The sequence below is a fragment of the Planococcus sp. NCCP-2050 genome, assembly GCF_023708025.1.
GTDB lineage: Bacteria > Bacillota > Bacilli > Bacillales_A > Planococcaceae > Planococcus.
Window position 1 is genome coordinate 776,983 of sequence record NZ_BRCX01000001.1, and the last position, 24,889, is coordinate 801,871.

The 24,889-nt window shown below is 44.1% G+C and carries 21 protein-coding genes; 6 read left to right on the forward strand and 15 right to left on the reverse strand.

Going from position 1 to position 24,889, the window contains the following annotated elements; translation table 11 throughout:
- Positions 1-65: 65 nt before the first annotated feature.
- Entirely contained in the window at positions 66-251 is a 186-nt protein-coding gene (locus tag NFU07_RS03935; protein WP_235196767.1) for a YjzD family protein, read from the forward strand.
- 41 nt (positions 252-292) lie between these two features.
- Here NFU07_RS03935 and NFU07_RS03940 read toward each other — a convergent pair whose 3' ends face one another.
- The 3 genes from NFU07_RS03940 to NFU07_RS03950 all read right to left on the reverse strand — a co-directional run bounded on the left by NFU07_RS03940 (position 293) and on the right by NFU07_RS03950 (position 3,695).
- The gene (locus tag NFU07_RS03940) at positions 293-2,422 is read right to left on the reverse strand and encodes an ATP-dependent Clp protease ATP-binding subunit (RefSeq protein ID WP_251475041.1); all 2,130 of its coding nucleotides are present in this window, start codon (positions 2,420-2,422) and stop codon (positions 293-295) included.
- A 130-nt stretch (positions 2,423-2,552) separates the two neighbouring features.
- Positions 2,553-2,861, reverse strand: a complete 309-nt coding sequence (locus NFU07_RS03945; RefSeq protein ID WP_235196769.1) for a metal-sulfur cluster assembly factor — start codon at positions 2,859-2,861, stop codon at positions 2,553-2,555.
- Between the two features lie 66 nt (positions 2,862-2,927).
- The gene (locus tag NFU07_RS03950; protein WP_251475044.1) at positions 2,928-3,695 is read right to left on the reverse strand and encodes a prolyl oligopeptidase family serine peptidase; all 768 of its coding nucleotides are present in this window, start codon (positions 3,693-3,695) and stop codon (positions 2,928-2,930) included.
- A gap of 180 nt (positions 3,696-3,875) precedes the next feature.
- On the opposite strand from NFU07_RS03950, the gene NFU07_RS03955 reads away from it, so the two are divergent.
- The 3 genes from NFU07_RS03955 to NFU07_RS03965 are packed head-to-tail and all read left to right on the forward strand — an operon-like array spanning position 3,876 to position 6,900.
- A complete protein-coding gene (locus tag NFU07_RS03955; RefSeq protein ID WP_251475046.1) occupies positions 3,876-4,685 on the forward strand; it encodes a Cof-type HAD-IIB family hydrolase in 810 nt (269 codons plus the stop codon).
- A gap of 14 nt (positions 4,686-4,699) precedes the next feature.
- Positions 4,700-5,554, forward strand: a complete 855-nt coding sequence (locus NFU07_RS03960; protein ID WP_251475047.1) for a DegV family protein — start codon at positions 4,700-4,702, stop codon at positions 5,552-5,554.
- 11 nt (positions 5,555-5,565) lie between these two features.
- Positions 5,566-6,900, forward strand: a complete 1,335-nt coding sequence (locus NFU07_RS03965) for a CoA-disulfide reductase (RefSeq protein WP_251475048.1) — start codon at positions 5,566-5,568, stop codon at positions 6,898-6,900.
- Between the two features lie 46 nt (positions 6,901-6,946).
- Here the strand turns inward: NFU07_RS03965 and NFU07_RS03970 are convergent, their stop codons facing one another.
- The 7 genes from NFU07_RS03970 to NFU07_RS04000 all read right to left on the reverse strand — a co-directional run bounded on the left by NFU07_RS03970 (position 6,947) and on the right by NFU07_RS04000 (position 18,970).
- Entirely contained in the window at positions 6,947-8,395 is a 1,449-nt protein-coding gene (locus tag NFU07_RS03970; RefSeq protein WP_251475052.1) for an alpha-amylase family glycosyl hydrolase, read from the reverse strand.
- A 236-nt stretch (positions 8,396-8,631) separates the two neighbouring features.
- A complete protein-coding gene (locus tag NFU07_RS03975; protein WP_251475053.1) occupies positions 8,632-9,006 on the reverse strand; it encodes a YisL family protein in 375 nt (124 codons plus the stop codon).
- Positions 9,007-9,075: 69 nt separating this feature from the next.
- Complete coding sequence (locus NFU07_RS03980) at positions 9,076-9,975, reverse strand: fumarylacetoacetate hydrolase family protein (protein ID WP_235196777.1); 900 nt, start codon at positions 9,973-9,975, stop codon at positions 9,076-9,078.
- A 43-nt stretch (positions 9,976-10,018) separates the two neighbouring features.
- A complete protein-coding gene (locus NFU07_RS03985) occupies positions 10,019-11,197 on the reverse strand; it encodes a DUF418 domain-containing protein (RefSeq protein WP_251475055.1) in 1,179 nt (392 codons plus the stop codon).
- A gap of 10 nt (positions 11,198-11,207) precedes the next feature.
- Positions 11,208-14,813, reverse strand: a complete 3,606-nt coding sequence (gene addA / locus NFU07_RS03990) for a helicase-exonuclease AddAB subunit AddA (protein WP_251475057.1) — start codon at positions 14,811-14,813, stop codon at positions 11,208-11,210.
- Positions 14,791-18,267, reverse strand: a complete 3,477-nt coding sequence (addB, locus tag NFU07_RS03995) for a helicase-exonuclease AddAB subunit AddB (protein WP_251475060.1) — start codon at positions 18,265-18,267, stop codon at positions 14,791-14,793. The genes addA and addB overlap by 23 nt, the downstream gene beginning before the upstream one ends.
- A 70-nt stretch (positions 18,268-18,337) precedes the next feature.
- Positions 18,338-18,970: a TVP38/TMEM64 family protein gene (locus tag NFU07_RS04000; RefSeq protein ID WP_251475062.1), complete on the reverse strand. Its 633-nt coding sequence runs from the start codon at positions 18,968-18,970 to the stop codon at positions 18,338-18,340.
- A 148-nt stretch (positions 18,971-19,118) separates the two neighbouring features.
- Between NFU07_RS04000 and NFU07_RS04005 the strand changes: the two genes are divergently transcribed.
- Both NFU07_RS04005 and NFU07_RS04010 read left to right on the forward strand, forming a co-directional pair.
- Positions 19,119-19,811, forward strand: a complete 693-nt coding sequence (locus tag NFU07_RS04005; protein WP_251475065.1) for an AzlC family ABC transporter permease — start codon at positions 19,119-19,121, stop codon at positions 19,809-19,811.
- Entirely contained in the window at positions 19,811-20,119 is a 309-nt protein-coding gene (locus NFU07_RS04010; RefSeq protein ID WP_251475067.1) for an AzlD domain-containing protein, read from the forward strand. The genes NFU07_RS04005 and NFU07_RS04010 overlap by 1 nt, the downstream gene beginning before the upstream one ends.
- Positions 20,120-20,157: 38 nt before the next feature.
- On the opposite strand, the gene NFU07_RS04015 is transcribed toward NFU07_RS04010, so the two are convergent.
- The 5 genes from NFU07_RS04015 to NFU07_RS04035 all read right to left on the reverse strand — a co-directional run bounded on the left by NFU07_RS04015 (position 20,158) and on the right by NFU07_RS04035 (position 24,869).
- Positions 20,158-20,415: a CsbA family protein gene (locus tag NFU07_RS04015; RefSeq protein ID WP_235196782.1), complete on the reverse strand. Its 258-nt coding sequence runs from the start codon at positions 20,413-20,415 to the stop codon at positions 20,158-20,160.
- 11 nt (positions 20,416-20,426) lie between these two features.
- Entirely contained in the window at positions 20,427-21,470 is a 1,044-nt protein-coding gene (locus tag NFU07_RS04020) for a PDZ domain-containing protein (protein WP_251475070.1), read from the reverse strand.
- Between the two features lie 195 nt (positions 21,471-21,665).
- Positions 21,666-22,772, reverse strand: a complete 1,107-nt coding sequence (locus NFU07_RS04025) for a trans-sulfuration enzyme family protein (RefSeq protein ID WP_251475072.1) — start codon at positions 22,770-22,772, stop codon at positions 21,666-21,668.
- A 13-nt stretch (positions 22,773-22,785) separates the two neighbouring features.
- Positions 22,786-23,364, reverse strand: coding sequence for a peroxiredoxin family protein (locus NFU07_RS04030; RefSeq protein ID WP_251475074.1), 579 nt, complete (start codon positions 23,362-23,364; stop codon positions 22,786-22,788).
- 128 nt (positions 23,365-23,492) lie between these two features.
- Entirely contained in the window at positions 23,493-24,869 is a 1,377-nt protein-coding gene (locus NFU07_RS04035; protein ID WP_251475077.1) for a murein hydrolase activator EnvC family protein, read from the reverse strand.
- Positions 24,870-24,889 lie beyond the last annotated feature (20 nt).

Here is a 24,889-nt window from a genome sequence, read left to right on the forward strand (position 1 = left end):
TTCTTTGTGTATGGGGAACGGTATGATATGATTAAGCTAGATATTTTATGTAGAGGTGAAATTAGATGCAGTATATTGGAACATTCTTTTGGTCGTTCTTATTAATTTCTTTATTGAACTATGTAGTAAGCGCTGTTCAAAACGTACATTTCGATTTCATGTTGGGCGTTTACATTTCTCTAATCGTCTCTGTCTTGATTTTTGCAATTTCTGCAATCATCCCAGACGAGCCAGCAGCAGAAAAGCATTAATAAAAAAATCGCCATCCGGAACACTCCGGATGGCGATTTTTTTAATTAATTTTGATCTTCAATTTTCCATCTTCCATCGCCAAATGCAGTGTTGCATTTGCATCGATTTCCCCTTTGATCAATTCCCGGGCAATCTTGGTTTCGATTTCCCGTTGGATAAAGCGTTTCAGCGGACGTGCTCCGAATACCGGGTCGGTTCCCGCTTCAATAATATAGTCAATGACGGAGTCATCGACCGCCAAATCCAATTGCTGGCCTTTCATCCGCTGGCCAAGTTCTCCCAACATCTTTTTCGCAATTCCATAGAAATGCGAGTTGTCCAGTGCATGGAAAATGACAATATCGTCAATGCGGTTCAACAATTCCGGTTTGAAATGCTTCCGCAATTCAACCATGACAATGTCTTCAAGCTCATGTTCATTATCGGTTCCACCGATATAAGCTGAGCCGATATTTGAGGTCATGATTACGACGGTATTCGAGAAATTGATCAACCGGCCCTGGCTATCTGTAATGCGTCCATCATCCAGAATTTGCAGCAAAATATTGGCTACGTCCGGATGCGCTTTTTCTATTTCATCCAATAGCACAACAGAATATGGGTTTCTGCGCACCGCTTCTGTCAGTTGGCCGCCCTCTTCATAGCCGATATAGCCTGGAGGAGCCCCAACTAAACGGGAAACGCTATGTTTCTCCATATACTCAGACATGTCGATGCGGATAAAATGGTCTTCCGAATCGAAAAGGTTTGCCGCTAAAGCTTTTGCAAGTTCTGTTTTCCCAACCCCAGTCGGACCTAGGAAAATGAAGGAACCAATCGGCTTTTGTTCGTCTTTAATGCCGGCACGAGCGCGCCAAACCGCTTCTGTCACAAGCTCAACAGCCCGATCTTGCCCAATGACCCGTTCTTTTAAAGTTTCATCCAGCCTTAATAGTTTTTCGCGTTCACCTTCGACTAATTTAGTAACCGGAATACCCGTCCATCTAGCGACGATTCCGGCAATTTCATCTTCGGTTACTTCTTCACGCAATAGACGATCTGCACCGCCCTCGTGCAATTCTTTTTCAAGAACAGCCAATTCCTTTTCAAGCTCTGGAATTTTGCCATGACGAAGAACAGCAGCTGCATTTAAATCGTATTTGTTTTCTGCCTCTTCCAGTTGCCGCCGATACTGATCCAGTTTTTCACGCTTTTCCTGAATTTTTTTCAACGATTCTTTTTCAGCTTTCCATTGGTTCTTCATATCTGCTGTAGAAGATTTCAAGTCCGCTATTTCTTTTCTTAAAGTGGCCAATCGGTTTTGGCTCGCTGTATCTTTTTCTTTCATTAGAGCTTGTTCTTCAATTTCCAATTGCATTAAACGGCGAGTGACTTCATCCAGTTCCTGCGGCATCGAATCAATTTCTGTGCGAATCATCGCACACGCCTCGTCGATCAAATCGATCGCTTTATCAGGCAAGAAACGTTCTGTAATATAGCGGTCAGACATTGCTGAGGCTGCAACAATCGCACGGTCATGGATCCGGACTGCATGATGCAGTTCAAACCGCTCTTTCAATCCTCTTAAAATTGATACGGTATCTTCTACAGAAGGTTCACGTACAAGGACTTGTTGGAAACGCCGCTCCAAAGCTGGGTCTTTTTCAATGTTCATCCGGTACTCATCAAGTGTCGTTGCCCCGATGCAATACAGTTCTCCTCTTGCTAACATTGGTTTAAGCATATTCCCTGCATCCATTGCGCCTTCTGTTTTCCCAGCTCCGACAATGGTATGGATTTCATCGATGAATAAAATAATCTTTCCATCGCTGTCTTTTACCTGCTTAAGCACACTTTTCAGGCGCTCTTCAAACTCGCCCCGGTATTTGGCACCGGCAATCAGCGAACTCATGTCCAGTTCGTAAATGATGCGGTCTTTTAACCCTTCAGGTACGTCATTTCGGACAATCCGCTGCGCCAATCCTTCGACAATCGCCGTTTTCCCGACGCCCGGTTCCCCAATTAGTACTGGATTATTTTTCGTTTTGCGAGATAAGATCCGGATCACATTGCGAATTTCCTGATCTCGTCCGATGACCGGATCTACTTTTCCATTCTTCGCTTGTTCCACCATATTTCGACCATATTGTTCCAATGGGGATTTTTGTTCTTCATTCGTAAATTGAACCATAAAATCACTCCTCATTAAGTTTGACCTTCTTTGACTAATTTAATTATAGGTAATCGCATCTTGTTTGGCAAATAATAACCACAAAAAAACACCGTAAAATCAAATGATTTTACGGTGTTTGATGTTCTCATTATCTAACGCCAAGCGCCATTTTCGCATAGCGAGACATATGGTCTTTGCTCCATGCTGGCTGCCAAACGATTTTCACGTCTACTTCTTCTATTTCTGGAAGTTCGTATAACGCACGTTTAACCATATCTACGATTTGCGGCCCCATTGGGCATCCCATCGATGTCAAAGTCATCGTTACGACTGCAAACCCATCTTCTGAAAGGTCAAGGTCGTAAACAAGCCCTAAGTTGACGATATCGACTCCAAGTTCCGGGTCCACTACTTGCTCTAAGGCACCCATCATGCTGTCTCTCATATCTTGATCCATCATAATCCCTCCCTATTCTGCTCTTTTCATCTTAACAAATTTTCCTGGAAAAAGAAATTTAACCGCTTATTTAGCCACGTGCTCAACCAACCAAGCAGTAGCTGCAAGCATACCAGGCCGACTGACCGCATGCCCAGACTCTTTTTCCCGCATAAAATGGATCCGTTCCGGCACTTCGGCGTAATCTTCCTTTAACGCATGATAGAAATTGAAAGTCGGTTCAAAAGGAACTGTCGTATCTTGTTCCCCGTGCCAGAAAAACAAGGGGCGCTGTTTGAAGACGGCTCGGTTTTTTGTTCCGTCGAAACGGGCCAGTGTATCCAGCATTTTCTTCCGTTCGTCATCCGTAATCGGCAATTTAAATCCTTTCGATTCAAATTGGGCCATTTGTGCCTTTGCCAATTGGACGTAATTGGCAGCCCCCATCATGACCGAAGCCGCTTTGATCCATGGATAAACAGTCAAAGCACCTAAAGTTGTGATGCCGCCCATCGAAGTTCCGCCGATGCCAATCTCGCCTTCAGCTAATTTCTTTTGGTGAATAACTGTATGTATCGTAGCTAATTCTTCTATTGAAGTAAGAACAATTTCCCAAAAACGCAAGCTCATTTGGATTTCATCCAAACCTTCGTCCCGGTCGCCATGCAAATGGGCATCCGGCAAAATGACACGCATTCCCTGGTTTGCCAATTGATAAGCGTAATGCAGATTATGCTCTTTTGCACTCATATGGCCGTGAAAGAAAACAACCGTCGGCAATGCATCTGTAAACCGGTTTTCAGCTGCAACGTTCAGGAGCGGGATGCCTTCCCAAATTTCGTGTACTACTTTCACCTAACCCACATCCTTTTTTCTTTTTCTATCCAATCGTACCAATGTTCTTCTTCTCCAGCAAACAATCTGCCAAAGCCAAAAGAAATTTTTCGAAATGCCGCATTCCGATTGAAGTTTTTTTGACGAACCGCTTCATTTATCGCTAAACTATACATAGAGAGAGAAAGGAGACGGTTATTAATGAAGCAACATTTAATAGTCTTAGATTTAGATGGCACCTTATTGACCGATCAGAAAGTCATTTCCGATAAAACAAAATCCACTTTAACTAAGGCTCAAGAGCAGGGCCATCAAGTAATGATCGCCACAGGCCGCCCTTTTCGTTCAAGCGAAGTCTATTATAAAGAACTTAGGTTGAGCACGCCAATCGTCAATTTCAATGGCGCTTTTGTCCACCATCCAGTCGACTCATCTTGGGGCACTCACCATACCCCAATTTCTTTGGACGTGGTACATGAAGTGGTCGAATCGATGCACCAGTTCGATTTTTATAATATCGTCGCAGAAGTATTAGACGATGTGTATGTACACCATCATGATGAAAAACTGATGAATATCTTCAGTTTCGGAGATCCGGCTATCACGACTGGTGACTTGAGAAACTTCTTAAAAGTAGATCCTACTTCGATGTTGATCCATGCACCGGTTGAAAAAGTGCAATTGATCCATGACCACCTATCTTCGGTTCATGCCGAAGTAATCGACCACCGCAGATGGGGAGCTCCTTGGCATGTGATCGAAATTGTCAAAAGCGGTTTAAGCAAAGCGGTCGGACTCGATCGGGTTTCCAAGTCGCTTGGCATTCCGCGTGAAAATATCATTGCGTTCGGAGACGAGGACAATGATCTTGAAATGATCGATTTTGCCGGCGTCGGTGTTGCGATGGGCAATGCAATCGACCCGTTGAAAAATATTGCCAACGAAATCACCTTGACGAATAATGAAGATGGAATCGCTGAATTATTGATTGACCGATTAAATTTAAAATAAAAAGGAGGATTTTTATGCGATTATTCGCTGACAGTGCATCAGATTTACCTAAATCTTTTTTCCAAGATGAAAATGTGGTTTTATTTCCATTGCGGGTCCATATCGGAGATGAAGAGTTTGAAGATATTCGGACCGTTCACTCGAAGAAAGTGTTTGATGCCATCCGGGCAGACATCCATCCAAAAACTTCCCAAGTATCGCCGGACGAAATGCTGAATGCTTTTGAACAATTAGCCAAAGACGGAGAAGAAGGGTTCTACATCGCTTTTTCTTCTGAACTATCCGGGACGCATAATACTGCTGTTATGGTAGCAGAACAGGTCCGTGAAGATTACCCAGAGTTGAAATTAACGATTTTGGATTCAAAAGCGGCTTCCTCCGGTTACGGGCTTCTTGTCAAAGAAGCGGTTAAGATGCGGAGAGCAGGTGAACCCCTTGAAGCCATCATCGAGAAGGTTCGCCACTTGGCCAAACATCTTGAAAGCCTGTTTACGGTAGAAGACTTGGATTACATGGCAAAAGGCGGAAGAATTTCAAAAGGCAGCGCATTTGTCGGGGGCTTATTGAACATTAAACCGTTGCTACACGTGGAAGACGGCAAACTGGTGCCAATTGAAAAATTGCGCGGACGCAAAAAAGTACTCAAACGAATGGTGGAGCTAATCGAAGAGCGCGGCAACGGGTTGAGTGAACAGACCATTGCGATTTGCCACGGCGATGATTTAGAATTTGCATTGTTATTAAAGAACGAACTTGAAGAACACTTTCATCCAAAAGCGATTGAAATTGATATGATTGGCTCTGTAATTGGCGCCCATACCGGCCCTGGCACTCTCGGTGTCTTCTTCTTTAACGAATGGAAAGCTTAATGGTGGCAGCCATGAAGAAAATTGTGATTGTCGGAGCCGTCGGCGGTGGAGCTACGGTTGCCGGCCAAATCCGTTTTTACGATCAGGATGCTAAAATCACGGTATTCGACCGCGATTCAACGATGTCTTATGCCGCTTGCGGAACTCCTTATGCAATCGGCGGCGTTATTGAGGAGACTCAATCCTTGCTGATGGCTGACCCGCAGCAGTTTAAAGAAAAACGAAATATCGACGTGCATTTAGAGCATGAAGTGATGGAAATTAACCGGACGGAAAAATTCGTTTTGGTGAAAAACCTTAAAACCGGAGAAACTTTTCAAGAGGCTTACGATTTTCTCGTCCTCTCCCCCGGCGGTTCCGCTATTGTCCCTGCCATAGATGGCCTTGGCTCTACGGATTATTTTGTTCTTAGAAGCTTCGGCGATATGGAAGGGATCATTTCTTATATTGAACAAGCGCAGCCTTCAAGTTGTGTAGTTTCAGGAGCCGGGTTTATCGGGATTGAAATGGCGGAGAATTTAAAGAACCTTGGACTGAAAGTCCAAATGGTACATAAATCCTCACATGTGATGTCGATATTGGATCCTGAATTCTCTGAACGAGTGTTAACAGAGTTGAAAAACAACGGCGTGATTGTATATACAGACAGTGTGATCACCAAAACAGATAAGAAGGAACTTCATTTATCCACAGGACATAAACTGCAGGCTGATTTTATTATCATGAGCGTCGGGATAAAACCGAATACAGAACTGGCTGAAAAAGCCGGCCTCCCGATTGGAGAAACTGGCGGAATCATCACAAATGAATTCATGCAGACTGCTGACTCATCCATTTATGCGCTGGGAGATGCTTCAGAAAACACCGATTTCGTGACTGGCGGCGCAAAACGGGTACCGCTTGCATCGCCCGCACACCGTCAAGCCTTCATAGCTGCCAAGCATCTAACAGGAAATCCCATTCCAAAGACCGGCTTGCTTGGCACATCGGTTGTTAAAGTCTTCACGCTAGACGTTGCGATGACCGGCTTAAATGAACGTTCCCTATTCGAAAAAGGTGTGCTTTATGAAACTGTGCTCCATAAAGGCAATTCAAACGCCGGCTATTATCCGGACCATAGCGAAATCACCTTGAAAGTTCATTACAGTCCAGAAACAAGAAAGATATTAGGCGCCCAGTGCATCGGCAGCAAAGGCGTTGATAAACGAATCGATGTCCTAGCAACAGCGATGTTCGCTGGCCTTACTATTGAAGATCTGCAAGCACTCGAATTGTGCTATGCACCTCCCTACTCGTCACCGAAAGACCCGATTAATATGGTGGGCTATAAAGCGATAAGAAAATAAAAAGGAACCAATGCCTCGATCGGCGTTGGTTCCTTTTTTACACTCATTATTTAGCTGCGTTTCTGTTCGCTTTTCGCTGTTTGCCTTTTCTCCAGACAACCCATAAGAATGCCATAAACACGAGATAAAGCACAGCTAAAGCTGCAAGATAAGCTTTATTGAATCCAGTTTCGTCAATTACGTGGAAAGTTTCTCCTATTTCACGATCTAATGTGATTCGGTATTCTCCGTTAGCTTCCTGGCGGATAATATCGCTTTCGAATAATCCACGAAGTTCTTTATCACTGCCGATCACGTCCGCAGGAAGATTGATAGCTTTCGTTTCAGCAGAGTTATTGATCGCTACAATCCATGTTTCTTCATCATTAGACCGTTTGTAGACTAGCCAATTCGGTTCTTCTAAAATGATTTCCGTATCCCCTGTGCGAAGCGCTTCGGAAGAATTGCGCAGCGAGTTCAAATCGGAAATGTGCTCGATTAATTCCTCATCTACGGACAAATCCAAAATCTGATGCGATTCTTGAGGCGTTACGCCATTCATCGCCGTTTCCGATCCGTATTGGACGACCGGAATGCCGGGCATGGTCAATAATTGAGAGAAAATAACCCGCATCCGAGTCGGCGGGAACCCTCTTTCAGCTACTACATCCGATACAAAACGCGAACCTAGCAACGAATCAATCTGGATGAGCTGACCTTCACTCGATTCAACCAATTCCCCTAAACCTGTGCTGTCTGCCCCAAAGTTTTTATAGCTAGTGCGCAATGTCTCTTCAGCGCCTGGCAACAACATCGCATCGAATCCTGGAGTAGCTTCCATTTCTACATCGTTAATCAAATATACGTCGCGGATTTCCTTTATCGCTTCGGAAAACTTCTCGATAAACTGGGGATCCAATTGATCTGCATCGGATAAACGCAGTCCATCCACTTGATATGTATCGATGAATTCACTCATTGCGGCAATCAATTCATCTTGCACTTCAGGGTTAGATGTATCCAAAGCCAGTGTCCCATCTTCATTTTCAGAAAACCACTGAGGATTTTCAGCTGCCCAAATATGGTTGCTGCTGACTTGCTGAGTCGGCACATCCACCATCAATTTCAAATCGAATTCATGCGTCTTTTCAACGACTTCCTTCAACTCTTCTTCCGTTCCAAAATGCCGCTCCAATTGCCGGTAATCAAGTACTTTTTTGCCATCATAAGTATCTGTTGCAAAAACCGAGCCGATTGATAAAAGCGTAAAGCCCATGTCTTTCACATGCTGCAGCTGTTCGATTACGCCGCCAAAATCACCGCCATTGAAGGCTGCTGGATTTTGCGCATCCACTTCAAAATCGTTTTCGATTTGCTTATTGAAAAAGCGGTCAATCAACACGTCATATATAATTTCATCTTCAATCGTCTGTTCTTCTTCTGCAAAAGCTGCGGGTTGGATCAATCCAACTGCCAACACTCCGCTCAAGATGCCTGTTAACCATTTTGCTTTCAATCTAAATCCTCCCTTAATGAGGCTACTCTATTCCAGTCCACCCGATTAATTTTATCAAACCCTTGGCCTTGCCGCTATGGATAATTCCCGAAAACGCCGAGACGCCTTCCCACTTTCGTCTAAACTGTGAATGGACTAAAGATTATAGCTTAAATCAGCCCATAGAAAAACTGCACATCCATCGTCAGTTGCAACTAACAATGGAAGTGCAGTTCAATTCGGCATTCACTTAAACCTTAAGCTAAGAAATTGATGCCGACTGGCAGTTTAAATCCGAAGAACATGGTTACGAAAAGGAAGACCGCAAACAAAACCCAGAATAATGTAACCGGTTTTTGTTTTTTCGAACGGACCAATACCATTTCCATCATGCCAATCGTCAATAAACCGAATAAGAATTTCAAGCCATATTGCATTGCATCAGATGATGACCATTCGATAAACAAGGCCAATCCTGTAATGATGATCAGGATATAGAACAAACGCAAGATCATGTGGACAATTTTGCGGCCCTTGCTGTCGCGGTTCATGAATGCAGCTACTAGAACCAGTACGATTCCAATAACCCATGTTGTAATGTGTACATGTGTAGTTTCAGTTAAAAAGTCCAAAAGCTCACCTCATTTAATAGTGTCCTTAACAGTTTAGCATAGTTAAGGTGCTAAAAGACATGCCTTCTGTTATGACAAATGTGTGACGAGCGTACCAATTGACTCGATTGAGACTTTGATGGTATCTCCTGCTTTAAGAAACTTAGGTGGATTATATCCTTTTCCTACACCTGAAGGCGTGCCTGTTAAAATCACGTCTCCTGCTTCAAGCGGCACGTATTTGGAAATCTCTGAAACAAGATCATCCACACGGCGGATCATATCTCCAGTGTTGCCATTTTGACGAACTTCATCATTCACTTTTGTGACAATCGATAAATTTTGGGATTGCGGAATTTCATCTTTTGTGACAAGGTAGGGACCCATCGGGCAAGACCCTTCCAAGCTTTTGCCCAAGAAGAATTGTTGATGTTTTTCCTGCAAGTCACGTGCAGTTAAATCATTTGCTATCGTATAGCCGAAGACATAGTCGTATGCCATCTGCTTCGGAATGGATTTTCCTGATTTGCCGATGACAACCGCTAATTCACCTTCGTAATCGTAAGCATCCGTCAAATCCGAATGGACAGAAACGGTCTGTTCATCAGCAACAATCGTATGCGGCGCTTTTGTAAAGACTACTAAATCGACTGGGCCATCGCCGCCCATTTCTTTGATATGCTCTGCATAGTTTTTTCCTACGCAAATGACATTTTTCGGTGTTTTTGATATTGGAGCTAACCATTCGATATCCGAAAAAGAGAGTTTAAATTGATCTGGGTTTTCAGATGCTTTAGCTGCTTCGCTCAATTTACGCATTTGTTCTACGAATTCCATCCCTTGGGGAATTCCTTCAATCAGTGTAGCAGGAAACGAAGGCAAAACTTCTAATTCCTGTTGAATCGCTAACACATCCCAAACAGCTTCCTCTTTTTTCACTTTTGGTCCAAAACGTTCTTCTTCTTGATATCGAAAAGATAACAGCTTCATTCGTCAAACACTCCTTTTCTTTGATTCCATTCATTATACACATTCATTCTTTTGAATTGTTGCTTTTTTCGAAATTTCTTCCATAGCTCGCTTTGCGCCATAAGAATTCAATCGGGCCTTGCTTAAACTTGGAAAACCAAACTTCTGCAAAAATAAGCTGAATAGCAAAAATTCCAAGCGCAATCCATGTGCCGGTCAATAAATCCACTTGGCCATACAAACCTAAGCCGTATGAGTAGAAAATCAACGTGGCAATGATCGACTGCATTAAATAAGTCGTCATCGACATCCGCCCTACCTTAGCTAACGGATTGAGCAGTTTTCTGGCACTTGCATTTTGCGCTAGTAGTACAATCATGGAGGCGTATCCGACAGCTACGATCGGTCCGCCAAACGTATCCTGCAAATAACTATAGGCATAATTATTTTCAATGAAATATGGCGTGGCTTTCAACAACAAGCCGACCATGAGCGTGCTGATTCCGAGAATCCACCAAAACTTCGTTAAACTTTTAGCACGTTCGATTAATCGCCATTTGGCTGCCGCTGCACCAACCATGAAGAATGGCAATATACGGACAATCAATTCCAGATAAAAAACAGGATTATTGCTGTACATCCAATCATCAAACCGTTGGCTGAAAATTTCTGCGAAAGTTCCGGTCGGATAGGCAGCTAAAGAATTTTGGACTTCCTGCATGCCTGTATAAAAGTTCGGATCGATCGCAACTGCCACAAACATAAGAGCTAAAAAGAAAAATTGGGGAACTGCATAAATCACAGCCCCTATGCCAAATAGCCAAGATGCAGGAATCCGCATCATGCCAATCAACAAAAATCCAGTAATGGCATAGGTGATTAAAATATCACCATACCAAATTAAAAATGCGTGAATGATGCCGATTATCAGCAAAATCGCCAGTCGTTTGACCGCAAAAGGTGCAAATGGCTGGCGCCGCTCCTCGGCTTTCATAAACTGCATAGTTAAACCATACCCGAAAAGGATAGAAAATAACGGATAAAAACTAGCTTGGACGAAGATATCCAAAAAAACGAAAACTTCATCATCCCAAGCTCCATCGAACCAGCTATAAGGATCGATATACGAAAATGGCGAATGGAACGCCAGCATATTAATCAGCAGGATTCCAAGGAGAGAAAACCCACGCATTAAATCTAGCGCTGCAATTCGTTCAGTTGATGCAACAGGTTGTACTTTCACCTAAATCCTCCTAAATTTTCACTTCTTCGCCTGATGAAAACAAGTACAGCAGGCGTTCTTTAATCGGAATCTTCAATATCGCTTCAACTGCTTCTTGATAGACCGATAATTGAATCTCATAACGTGCCGACATTTCTTTCGGTACATCTGAAATTTGGCTTACCCTATCTGTTTTGTAATCGAGCAAAACCCATCCATCCTCTTCTTCAAACAAGCAATCGATAATCCCTTGGACAATTTGGGAATCGCCTTCTTCGTCTTTTTTGGCATATGTGAAAGGAACTTCTCTTTTGATATTCAAAGCGTTAGAAAGGCGTTCGGCGATCTCACTTACATAAAATGCTTCAACATCTTTGACCCTAATCGCTTTTGCCTCGTCAGGAGATAAAATTTCTCTGCCTACCAAAGTGTTAATAAACGATCTGATTTCAGCAGACCCCATCTTCTCTTCAAATGAGATATGCTGCATAACCGCATGTACTGCTGTTCCAATATCTGTAGCGGATAGCCGTTTATCTTGCATGAAATCCGGCCGGTGCATAATTGTTTTTTGAGCAGGGGCATTTGACTGGATGAACGATTCCGGTTCATCGGATCGTTGAAGCATCTGCAGCCGCTTCATTTCGGAAACCGATTGTTTTGAACGTTTTTCTACAGCGTGCATATAGGGATAACGATAATCAAAACGCGCTTTGATCACTTCCGTATAATCTTTCTCATCTGCAGTAATCTGCAGGAGTTCGTCCAAATCCAATATTGCAGGCACGAGCGATTGTGACTCGATTATGTTTAGCTGAAAACGCGAATGATGGGGCAGCTTACTTCCTGAACTGCCAATCTCTTCTGTGATATCCGGGTGCCGGGAAAGTGCCGGTCCGATCCAATCGAGATAACCCTTTGCCCGGGAACGCATAAAGTCAGGCAGTTTTAAATCAGAAGAGGATACTTTCCATTTTTCGATCGTCTTCTCAATATCTTTAACAGAAGCGGTTAAGTAAAGGCGTTCTTTTGCCCGCGTCATGGCTACATACAATACGCGCATTTCTTCCGCTTTCATCTGAAGCTGCTTCATTTCCTTTACAGCCAGAAACGGCAGCGAAGTATATTCAATACGCGTATCCGGGTTTACGGCTTTAACCGCCAACCCATAGTCCTGGTCAAATAAATAGGATTTATGGAAATCCATTTCATTAAATTGGCGGCCGGTCCCTGCAAAAAACACAACGGGAAACTCCAGACCTTTCGACTTATGGACGGTCATAAGGCGTACGACGTTCTCTTTTTCACTTAATGACTTTGCAGTGCCGAGATCGTCGCCTCTTTCCCGCATCCGGTCGATAAAACGCAGGAAGCGGAATAAGCCACGGAAAGATGTTTTTTCATATTCAAGCGCCCGGTCATGCAGTGCCCGCAAATTCGCTTGCCGCTGTTTGCCGTTCGTCATGGCGCCAACCATTTCGTAATAGTTCGTATCGAGATACACTTGCCAAATCAATTCGGCGAGTGACCCGCGCCGCGCCAGATTGCGCCAATCTTCCAATTGGTACATGAATCTTCTTAATTTTTCTGCAGTTGCTGGATGAATGCCGGATCCTCCGCGGATAAAAACTTTCAACGCTTCATAGAAAGATGCTTGCGGAGCTGCTAGACGGATGGCAGCAAGTTCATTTTCCTTAAGGCCGATAAACGGCGAACGCAGAACTGAAACGACAGGTACATCTTGATACGGGTTATCGATGACCCTCAGCGTATTCAGCATGATCATCACTTCCAACGCATCAAAATAGCCGCCGGACAGTTCCGCATATAAAGGGATGCCTGCCATCTTGAATTCGTCCACAAAATCTCCAGACCAAGTCATCGAACGCATGAGCACGACAATATCGCTGTATTCCAATGTCCGCTGCGTCTTTTTCCATGGATCGTAAATCTGAGTTTCTTTTTCCATCAACTCCCGGATTTTGCCCGCAATATAACGGGCTTCCCATTGTGATTTCAACAGCTCATCTTCCGGCTCTTCTTCCGTTTCCGGTTCATGGATCAGCGTCAGTTCTACAGGAACTTCCTGTTCGGGATAAGGTGCCTGATGTTTTAGCGCAGCTGCTTCGTCATAATTGATTTCACCCACGCGTTCACCCATGATTTGTGAAAAGATATAATTCGTACCATCAAGCACTTCCTTGCGGCTGCGGAAATTGGCATTCAAATCGATTCGCATGCCATTCTCGCCGCCTTCTTTCGCAAAACGGTTATACTTGCCAAGAAACAGCATCGGTTCAGCCAGCCGGAAACGGTAGATGGACTGTTTTACATCTCCCACCATGAACAAGTTGCCATCTTTTTCACTGCCTGATTTGACCAATGAAAGAATGGTTTCCTGCAGCATATTGGTATCTTGGTATTCATCCACCAAAACTTCTGCAAACCGCTTGCGGTAATCTTCTGCAATGGGTGAAGGTTTGCCGTCTTCTATCAGGATTTGAAGCGCATAATGCTCCAAATCGGAAAAATCAACGATGGCACGTTCAATTTTCAACGCCTTATACTGCGCTGCGAATTGTTTCGTCAAATCGACTAATGTCCGCATCAAAGGTGCCATTTCCCGCATTTCATCGAGCAAGCGGTTCGGGGTGCGCGTGAAATAGGAATCGAAAACGCCATTGACGATTTTCTTTACGTCATTCCGGCGCTTTTTCGCTTCCTCTGCAAGGGCGGGGTCGCAGCTATCTTTGCGGATGGTAGCCGCTTTTCCCCAAGTGAATTTTTTGCTGAAATGGTAGAGGCTCTCCCAAGATTCCTCCAACGCAAAAATGGCCTGTCTGACAAGCTCACCGTCCATATCAAATGTCTCTGCAAGCAAATGGGGGCCATCCTGTTCAAGCGTCAGCTGCTTTCCTTCGTGGATCAACTGAAGCGCTTCTTCTAAGGCATGATGGATGGTCATTTTCAAGTCATCGATAAACGGCAGTTCGTCGATAGTAGATCCACTTGGCACATCGTATAATTCTGGGACCTTATCAAGCCATTGCTCAGGGGACGGATGCACACGCGAGTAATCGTATAATTTGCTTAGCAGCACTTCCATCGCCTGGTCGCTTCTGTCAGAAGTGAAGCTGTCAGCCAACCGGTAAACAGCATCTTCCTGGTCGCCTTCATAAGCCCGTTCAAGCACCGCTTCCAATACATCATCGCGCAGCAAAGCCGCTTCGGTCTCATTGGCAATACGGAATCCGGGATCGATTTCCAATAGGTACGCATATTGCTTCACCACTTGAAGGCAAAATGAATGCAGCGTGGAGATCTGTGCTTTATTGATCAAACGCAATTGTTTCCGCAAATGCTTCGATTCCGGATTTTCAGCAACCGCTTTTTCCAAAGCTGCCGACATCCGGTGGCGCATTTCTGCAGCAGACGCGTTTGTAAAAGTCACGACCAGCAATTCATCAACGGAGACCGGATTTTCTTCTGATAAGACCCGCTCAATCATCCGATTGATCAAGACAGCTGTTTTACCGGATCCAGCCGCTGCTGAAACCAGCATATCCTGCCCTTTTGCCCAGATGGCCTGCCATTGTTCATCTGTCCAAGTCGCATCACTCGGTTTGATCGGTATCATCTGCAATCGTCTCCTTTCGAATCAATTCAACAGCCTTATCAGGTGATAAAGCCGGTAATTTCCGGAAATTCTGTTCCGGATCGGTCGGATCGAATTGGCAAATCGACCGGTAGGAACAAAATTGGCAAGGGGTATCTTCTTTTACTTTATAAGGGGTAATTTGTGTATCTCCATCAAGGATGCCATTACCCGCTGCTTGGTGCTTATTGCGGACAAACTTCCGGATTAAATTCATGTCCTCTTTCAAAACAGTTTTTGATTGGGATTTTGAAATGACGCCTTTCGTATTCATGCGCACCGGAATAATATTGGAGAACCCATCTATTTCATTGTCCATCGCATGGATCACTTCCGGGTCCTCCACTACCAACCCGTTCATTTTAAAGGACCGCGCCAATTCTTCTTCCAATTCTTCTGCTGTCATCAATTTCGTCAACTTCAACATCGGGTTGTGCATATGGAAATAAAGCACGCCCGCCGGTTCAGCTTCCGCACCGAGCCAGCGCTCTGAATGGGTCAGAGCTACATCTAAGTAAGTGAACGTTTGAAGCGACAATCCGTAGTAAACATCCCCTAAATCCAATCCTTGCTTAGAAGATTTGTAATCGACAACGCGGATATAAGGTTTACCGTTAATATCTGTTGAGTCAATCCGGTCAATGCGTCCACGGACATTCATTTTCCGTCCGAGTTTCAAGTCGATAGCGAGTGGAGGAATTTGCTCTTTCGGGCCAAAGCCGACTTCAAGCGCTACCGGTGAAAAGCCTGTGACTTTTGCATGGCGGCTCAACATAAATGCCGTTTGGCGGATAATCCCTTCCAATTTGTGCTGAATGTAGCGATATCTATGGGAACTGATTAATATATGATTGACAAAATAAGGTGAAAGTTGATCTAGTGCATTTTTAGCCATTTCCCGGCATTGTTTTTCTGTCAGTGAAGACCACGAGACATTCAAGCGGTTTACTTCATCAGAAATCCATTTGATCGCTGCATGGAAAAGATCGCCCATTGCCGGCGCCGCTAATTTATACTGGCTGCGTTCTTCTAAACGGAGCCCGTACGTTACATAATGCGCAAAAGCACAGCCATAATACGTCTCGACTCTCGAAACACTCGATGCAATTGGCGTGCCATATAAAGGTTCAGCGATATCTTCTCTTAATTGTTCAGCAATATTCGGCTTCAAGGGTTCCAAAATCCGTTCAATAACCGATGCCCACAAAGGATCCTGCTGATAATAATGGAGGACGGCCCGCCATTCAGGCGATATTTCGCCGTTCCGCAGTTGGGAAGTCAAATAAGACAACGTCGCCCGTGGGTGAGAAATATAAGAGAGATGGGACACTTCTTTCAATTCTTCCGGATCGATGACGGCCGGAGTCAATTCGATAGAAAGCATATCGCGGAGCTTCTGAATATAAAGTGAAGGCAAGAGCGCCTTCCCTTCTTCGTCGGCAATTGGATAGGATACCGTCAAATAATCGGAAGAAGATGTGAATGTCCGATAAGCCATATACGTTTCATCCATTAGCCGCATTTTCGAAGTCGGAGCCAATTCAAAGCCGATTTGGGCAAACCATTCCCGCTCTGTATCGGTAAGCAGCCCTTCTTGTTCGACGCGCTGAGGCAAGATGCCATCATTGGCACCAATCACAAAGACTGATTTAATATCCATTAGACGGGCTAAATCCATCTTGGACACGGTCACTTGGTCTAATGAAGGAGGAATGCGCGAGAATTCCAATGTTTCAAATCCTTCATCTAAAATTTTCAATGCGGCCCCTAATTCGACTTCTTTATCGCCGAACATTAAGACGAACTGGTCTAAAACAGTGGTCCATTGTGTCCACGCCTGTTCATGTTCAGTTGCCGACAGCAAGCGGTGTTCCGTCTCTTCTCTGTTTTTCAGGGCTTGCAGTTTTTCATAGACATGCATTTGCTCGATAAAGACATATAAAGTTTCAGCAATGTCTCTGCCCGTACGGCACCGTTCCAAATCGTCTTTCAACTGAAGCAACGGTTCCCTTATCAAATCCCGGACTGCATGCAGTTCCATTTGAGCAGCTAATTCCTCATCCGTTTGAATACCTGTGTGAAATTCAAGTCCGCGATATTTTTTATAGAACCAGCGCTTCTCTTCAAACCAGCGCTCTCCATATATGCCATTGGCAATGACGAAGTTTTCAAGAATGTCGCTTCGTTCTCGCCATTTAGAGACACTGCCTTCCGGAAAGAACAAATCGGTCTTTACTGCTCTAAATACCGGTTCGTAGGAGAAATTCGAAAGTACCGCTTCTAGAATCGACCGATTGAATTCGATGAGCGGATGATGCAGCATGGACTTTTTTCTGCTGATAAAATAAGGGATCTCATATTGAGGAAAGACCGTATTGATCAATTCATCATAGACTTCCGGCTGCCGGTACAGCAAAGCAATGTCCTGGTAGCGCAGCCCGTTCCGAACCTGATCACGGATTTTGCGTGCGACGGCATGCATTTCAGCACGTCGATTCGAAGCTTCGATCAATTCGATGTTCCCTTCAGAGACGGTTGTGCGCAAAGGAAAATCATCGAAATGCTTTTCCAAATGCGCCAATTCACGGTTATTATATCGCCGCTGTTCTGTCATATAAACGGGCATATCGATATCTACCGCTTCAGCTTTTGCCAATTCGGTCAACCGGCGTGCAGTATTCGCCGACTGATAAAAGAGATCCTGTTCGTCCTCTGGATTTGAATGGTCATCCATTGGAAGTGCAATGGTCATATTCTTAGCGTATTTCATGAGTTCTGTCAGTATTTCGTATTCACGTGCTGTAAAATTAACAAAACCATCGATATAGATGGTTGAAGTTTTAATCATTTCCGAATGCTTAATGCGTTCTGAAAGCATAGCTAAATGCCCTTCAGAATCTACAAAAACCGTACCAAGCCGGCTTTCAATTTCTGAAAGGATCAGTTCTAAATCAGAAGCTTTATCAAGCAAGGTGCGCGGAGCCCCCGCTTCAGCCAATGTATTGCGGATTCCAGTCAATTCGCCGCAATCCACGCAGTATCTCGAGAATTCTTTCACCAACTGTTCAATCTGATCGGTAAAGCCTCTTTTTCCGGCAGCTCTCCGGAATAACTGAAACTCTTCTTTATGTTCTTCCAATAAACTGCGGATCAGCATGCGATAGCCGAATGTATCCACTTCTCTTCTGCTGATGCCCCCTACTTCCTGGAGCACTCGCCAAGCTAGGCGTTTAAAAGTCACGGCTTGTGCACGGATCATGCCTTGCATGCCGTATGCTGATGAAAGCCTATACTCGGTAGAAAATGACATTTGATCCGGAACAATGAAGAAAATCGGATCGCCGTCAGCTTGCCGTTTTAATTCATCGGCTATTTCTTCTTGGATGTATCGTGTTTTTCCGGAACCCGCTCGTCCGTAAACAATTCGTAATGCCATTATTTAACCCCCAATAAGAACGTTTGTTCTAATTATATAAGAACTTGGCCATTTTTGCCATTCCTGACTGCTATTCCACTTCGCTGTTTTCCCGGTCTTTTTTGGCTTGCCGGAAGTCTGCTTCCACACGCTTGTTCAATCTTTTCTCCAGCACTTTTCCGATAACGTAGAGCAAAATAATCACTACTATAACGACAGCTGTCCGTATCGGTTGAGTGAATAATGCGCGGATATCATAGCCAACATAAGAAATCATAAAGACCATCACGAATTTTCCGGCCATTAACGTCAGCAAATAATAATGGCGGCTGATATTAGAAAGCCCTGCCACTAAATTTACTAGCGCGGATGGTGTAAAAGGAAAACAGAGTAATAAAAAAAGCGGGCCAAAGCCATTCCGTTCAACCCAATGAATCAGCCGCTGTACACGCTCATGTTTTGTCATGAAATTCATGAAGCGCGCACGGCCATATTTCCGGATAATTAGAAAAACCACATAAGACCCTGCTACTGCCCCGCCCCAAGAGATTAAAAATCCAATCCATAATCCGTAAGCTGTCGCATTTGCGAAGACAAAAACAAACAAAGGAAGAAATGGAAGAAAGGCTTCAAAGAAAGGAAGCAAAAATCCGATTAGCGGACCAAAAGCCCGATAAGATTGGGTCAATTCAATAATATTTTCCATCGTAAAAAAATCAGCCATGAACTCAATCCTTTTAATTGCTTTAATTTTCAAAAACCGTTTCTATTTTCAAATAATTTTATGCTATGCTTATATTCGTATATTATTTACTTTACACTCTTTCTCTTCATTTGGAAAAGAGAAATACTTTGTGCAGGGAGCGATTTGAATGGATGATCGTGGATTTGTTTCCGGGATCAAAGCAGGAACAAGTATTGCAGTTGGTTACTTCCCAATTGCTCTGACATTTGGATTGCTGGCTAAGACCACGGGCTTATCATTGCTTGAAGCTACTGCAATGAGTATTTTCGTCTATGCAGGTGCAGCCCAATACATATCTCTTTCTTTAATTGCAGCGGGGGTTTCTCCGCTTCTCATTGTCTTGAACACGTTCGTTGTCAACATTCGCCACTTTCTTATGACGGCTTCGCTCAACGAAAAGATGCAGCCTGAGAAAAAATGGATAAAAGCCCTCTACGCTTTTGGGGTAACCGATGAATCTTTCTCGGTGCTTGCGACACAACAAGGCGGCAAGCTGCGGACTTCTTTCGGAATTGGCGTCATAGTGATCGCTTATGGCAGCTGGGTCGTCTTTACTGCAGTTGGACATTTGATCGGAGCCAATCTTCCCCAATTCCTGCAAGCGGCCATGTCCATCGCTTTATATGCCATGTTTGTCGGGCTATTGGTCCCTTCCATGCGCGGGAACCGGAAAGTAGTCAGCTTAGCGTTAATCGCAGCTTTGATTAATTCTTTCTTTTATTTCACCGGTTGGCTGACAACCGGGTGGGCGATTCTTGTGTCAACGCTGGCATCAGCTATTTTTATTGAAATCATTTCTTCGAAAGGCAGGCGGACATAATGGGCGCTTGGTATTGGTGGATGATTATCGGTATGGCGATTGTGACTTACCTTCCACGCGCAATCCCTTTGACTTTTTTGGAAGGGCGCGAATTGCCGCCGGCCATCCAAAACGTATTGCGCAATATTCCCTATGCGGTATTAGGTGCACTCATCTTCCCGGCCATCTTTTTTGTTCAAGAAAATGTATGGTTCGGCATTATTGGAGCCGCTGCTGCTTTTGGAATTGCTTTTACAGGAGCAAATGTCATGACGGTGGTGTTAGGTTCTATTGCCGTACTCGCCGTTTACAGCGTTTGGTTCCTTTAATAACAATTTGGTCCTTTCTTGCCTATAAAAAAACGCCGTTACTCATCTTCATGAGTTTCGGCGTTTTTTCTGCGTTGGTACATCGTTGAAGCATACCAAAACCCGATGGTTAGGGAGGCGGCATTTACGACAAATAAGAGCCAAGTATGGGTGTATCCCGCGTAGACAGCAGCTGCAATAAGCGCCACTGTCAAAATCAATGCGACAATATGATTGAAGGTCACACGGGTAAATAACACAACGAGCAAACCAGGCACCAATAACGATAAGAAAAATTTTGTTATCATTGAGTCCATTTGAATTCTCCTTAGTTGACCACAATTAATCCTAAACGGTGGTGATCGTGACGGAAAATGACATGCTGGCGCAATCGGACTTCCCGGTTATGGTCTAAAACTTCCAACCGGCAATGTGCCGCATTCACTTGGATCGCTTCATAGAGTTCGGTTTCATTTGAAACGGACAAGCCATTTACTTTTCGGATGACTTCTCCTTTTAACAGACCCATTTTATCCGCTGGAGAATCCGGCAGGACATCCACTATCATGACCCCCATCGGCTGCGGCGTCACTGCATGGTTTCCTTGGCGCTCTTTGATTTCAAAGAATAGCGTAATTGCCAAACGTCCTGCTGCACCTGCCACCAATGCCACGAATGCCATCGGTTCCCATAAAAATGAACCGAGTGCCAGTACGATGATGGCGATTCCTAATTTCCAAGTAAGTCCCCCGATTTTCGGCAATAGATAAATCGGCATCGTTCTTCTTGAGCGGTTCTGGAACGCTAAAATAAAAGGGACTAACATAAACGAAAAAGAGCTTTGCCCGATTGTAAACTGCGGCCAATAAGGTGCATAAGCATCCAGTAAGCTGCCTGGCACAACAACCAGCACCGGGATCAGCCATAAGCGTTTAACGTCATAGACAGCTGCCATCAACCCGCGCGAGGTATTCTCGCGGCGAGGAGAAGCCGAACTTGCCCCTTTTTTCGAGATAAGAATCCCTTCGGCTATAACAAATGCCCCAGCGATCAATCCCACAGGCACCAGCCAGCCCCAATCGAGGTAATAGCCTCCATATTCAAAAATCCCAAAATCGATGGTCCAGCCATTGCGTTTAAACAGCCAGCCAAAAACAACAGCCGCTAATGCTATATAAACAAATGAACCGAGGTAGAAAAACCCTGTAACCATCATTAGGATGCTGACGAGGCTAAGTGCTACTAGCCATTCGAGCGGAACGACCAATCCAAGCGCACAAAAAACCAAGGAATAAATTAAGATAAAGACCGCACCATCTTTTAACAGCCCTGAAAATTCAGTCCATCCCCAAACGATGCGTGTCCGAAACATCTTCCGTTCTCTTTTGACACGGAAATATCCTAACAGAACTGCTGTCAACAGTGCTATGTAAAAAGCAGGGTTGATAAAAAATCTTCCTATGTCCAGTAACGCATCCATTATCACTTCTTCACACCATCCTATCACGTGCACTGTCGTTTCTTTCCATTGTACCAAAGAACACGATGTTTCTGTAGATTTTTTCGGTTAACGGAAAGCTTCCTCTAATTGCTTTAAAAGATCTTCTTTCCCTTCAATTCCTGCGGACAGGCGAACGACTTGCGGAGTAATACCGATCTTCTGTTTTTCTTCCTCCGTTAAAGCTCTGTGTGAGGTGCCATCTGGGTAAGAAACAGTCGTTTCCACTCCAGCCAGTGTAGGAACAATTTTAATCCACCCTAAAGAAGAAAAAAATTTAGAGATATCCATATCTTCCTTCAACTCGAACGTGACGATTGCGCCTTTCCCGGGATACCAAACTCTCGCTTTTCCTTGCAGGAATTCTGCAATGGCTTGGGCATTTTCCGTTTGTGCTTTCATTCGCACCGCGAGCGTTTTGAGGCCCCGAAGAGTCAGCCAAGCTTCAAAAGGGCTCAAGTTCAATCCTAAATTAACCACTCGTTTTTCTGCTTCATCGATTAAATCTGCGTCCCCTACAAGGACACCTGCCGTGACATCACTATGCCCGCCTATATATTTCGTTGCACTATGCGCAATAAGGTTTGCCCCTTGGCCGTACGGAGTGATCGTATAAGGCGTTGCAAAAGTATTGTCAATCATCACTTTCACCCCGTAGCGCTGTTTCAATTGCTCCAACGCTTGAAGATTTTCTACACGCAGGAATGGGTTGGTAATCGACTCGCTGAAAATCAATTTAACTTCCGGAAAATCAATCAGGACCTGTTCCATTTCATCGGTTTTTGTAAAATCGGCGAAATGCACTTGGATTCCCATCCGCACCAATTCTTCTCTTAAAAGATGAAAAGTTCCTCCGTAGACATCTTCTGCAGCCAGTATATGTTCACCCGTCTTTACTACGGCAAGCATTCCTGCGAGTATGGCAGACATTCCAGAAGAAGCTGCTATTCCTTTTGGAGCGCCTTCCATTTCTGCAACAGATTGCCCTAAAGCATCTGTGTTTGGATTTGCTGTGCGGGAATATAGATACGTATCGTTTCCTTCATAATAGCCTTCCAACTCTTCCAATGAAGAAAAAGAGAAAGCGGAAGTTTGATACACGGGCATCACTTTTGGTTGAATGGAACGTTCTTTCATTGTCGAAGTGTGAACGGCTTTTGTTTCAATTGAGCGCATTTTAGCATCCCCTCTAATCCATATTGGCGATCATTTCTTTCATCATTGTTTCATTCATCGGCCCTACGATTTTATTTTGGACTCTTCCTTCCGTGTCAATCATGTATGAAGTAGGGATGGTCACCGCTTGATATAGCGTGCCTATATCCCCTTTCTTATCCATCGGGATCGGAAATGTGAGTTCATATTCCTTCACAAAATTTTGGACTTTATCAATACCTCGATCTTCAGTCGTTAAATTCACTGCTAAAATTTCGACATTATTGCCAGCTGCATGCTCTTCAAAATAGTTTTGCATGTGCGGCATTTCCGCTCTGCACGGAGGGCACCAAGTTGCCCAAAAATTCAAGATAACTTTTTTCCCTTGATAATCAGAAAGTTTTACTTTTTCGCCTTCTAAAGTTGTAAGTTCAAAATCCGGAGACAATTCTCCTTTGGCCAATCCTTCATCCGTCGGAAGAAAATCGACATCGCTGCCTAGAGCCAAATTATCAAATTCATCTTTATTTTCAAGATTCGATTTTACGATTCCTGCAACTGCAATTCCAATCATGCAAGCAATGAGCAGTAATCCAATCATTTTTTTAGACATTTACAAGTCACCTCATTCATCTTTCATCATACGATAAATTGACCCCGTTATTCCACTTCTGTCTCTATAATTTAAATTATTCGGGCATAGTAAAAAGCCGGCATCAGTTGACGATGCCGGCTTTGGTATTAAAGTGAGATGTAATTTGCAGGATTGACTGCATTCGTGCGTGCGCCATTCCATGGACCTACATGGATTTCAAAATGCAGATGCGATCCGAATGAACGGCCTGTATTACCCATTGCACCGATGCTCTGACCTTGTGAAACAGATTGGCCGACTGATACGCCAATTGAACTCAAGTGTGCATAAACAGTAGCGTGGGTTTGTCCATTCAGAGAATGGGTAATGATAATTACATTCCCATACCCGCCCATTGAACCGGCATATGAAACAAATCCATTAGCAGAAGCCTTAATATTCGTTCCAACACTATTTGCAATATCTACGCCTTGGTGGAACTCAGGTCCTGAACCGATATCTCTCCAGCCAAACTTAGATGTATAACGGCCCGAAGTCGGATTGATGAACCCTGAACTTCTTGCGGGCTGTGCTGCTGGCGGCGAATATGCAGGCGCTGCTGGTGCAGCCGCATTAGATGACTTCGCACTCGCAGCCGCTTTGCGTGCTGCCGCCGCTCTAGCTTCAGCAGCTGCTTTTTCTTGTGCTGCTCGTTCAGCAGCTAGTTTGCGTTGGCGCTCTTCTTCAGCTTTGCGCGCTAATTCAGCAAGTCGTGCTTGTTCAGCTGCAATTTGCTTTTCCAAATCTGCGCTGACATCAATAGTTTCTTCGCGCTGCTTTTCTAGTTTCGCTTTCTCGTTAGCCAAACGTTTTTGTTCAGCTTCAAGCTTTTTAACTAATCCTTTTTGCTTCGCCTTTTGTTCATCCAAAGATGATTTCAAAGAAACCAGTTCAGCTCGGCGCTCTTCTTGTTGAGCAAGTTTTGTTTCAACTTCCGCTTTCTGTTCAGCTAGAAGTTGTTTGTCTTCCGCTTGTTCCCGCATGATTTTGCGGTCAGCGTCGATCAATGTATTCACGGCAGAAAAACGGTCAATGAAATCGATAAAGCTGTTAGCACCTAGCAGTACATCTATGTAATCTACTGATCCTCCGCTTAATTGAATCGCACGTGCACGTTCTTGCAGCAACTCGGTTCTTTCTGCAATTTTGCGCTCAAGTTCTTCAATAGAAGCTTTTAATTCTTCGATTTCTTCTTTAGTAACATTGATTTCGCCTTCGACGCTTGCAATCTTCGCTTCAGTTTCTTGAATTTTTCCATTCAATTCTTGAATCTGCGCCATAATTTTTTCTAATTCGGATTGATTCACTGAGATCGCTTCAGACTTTTTGTTGATCCCTGAATTCAATTCGCTTTGTTTTTGTTGTGCTTCTTGCTGTTTTTGTTCTAATTCACTTAGTTTATCTGCACTGGCTGTAGGCATGATTAGCGATACAGCAAGTATAGAAGATAACCCAGTCAACATCCATTTCGACTTCGACTTCAAGTTCGTGTTCCCCTTTCGGA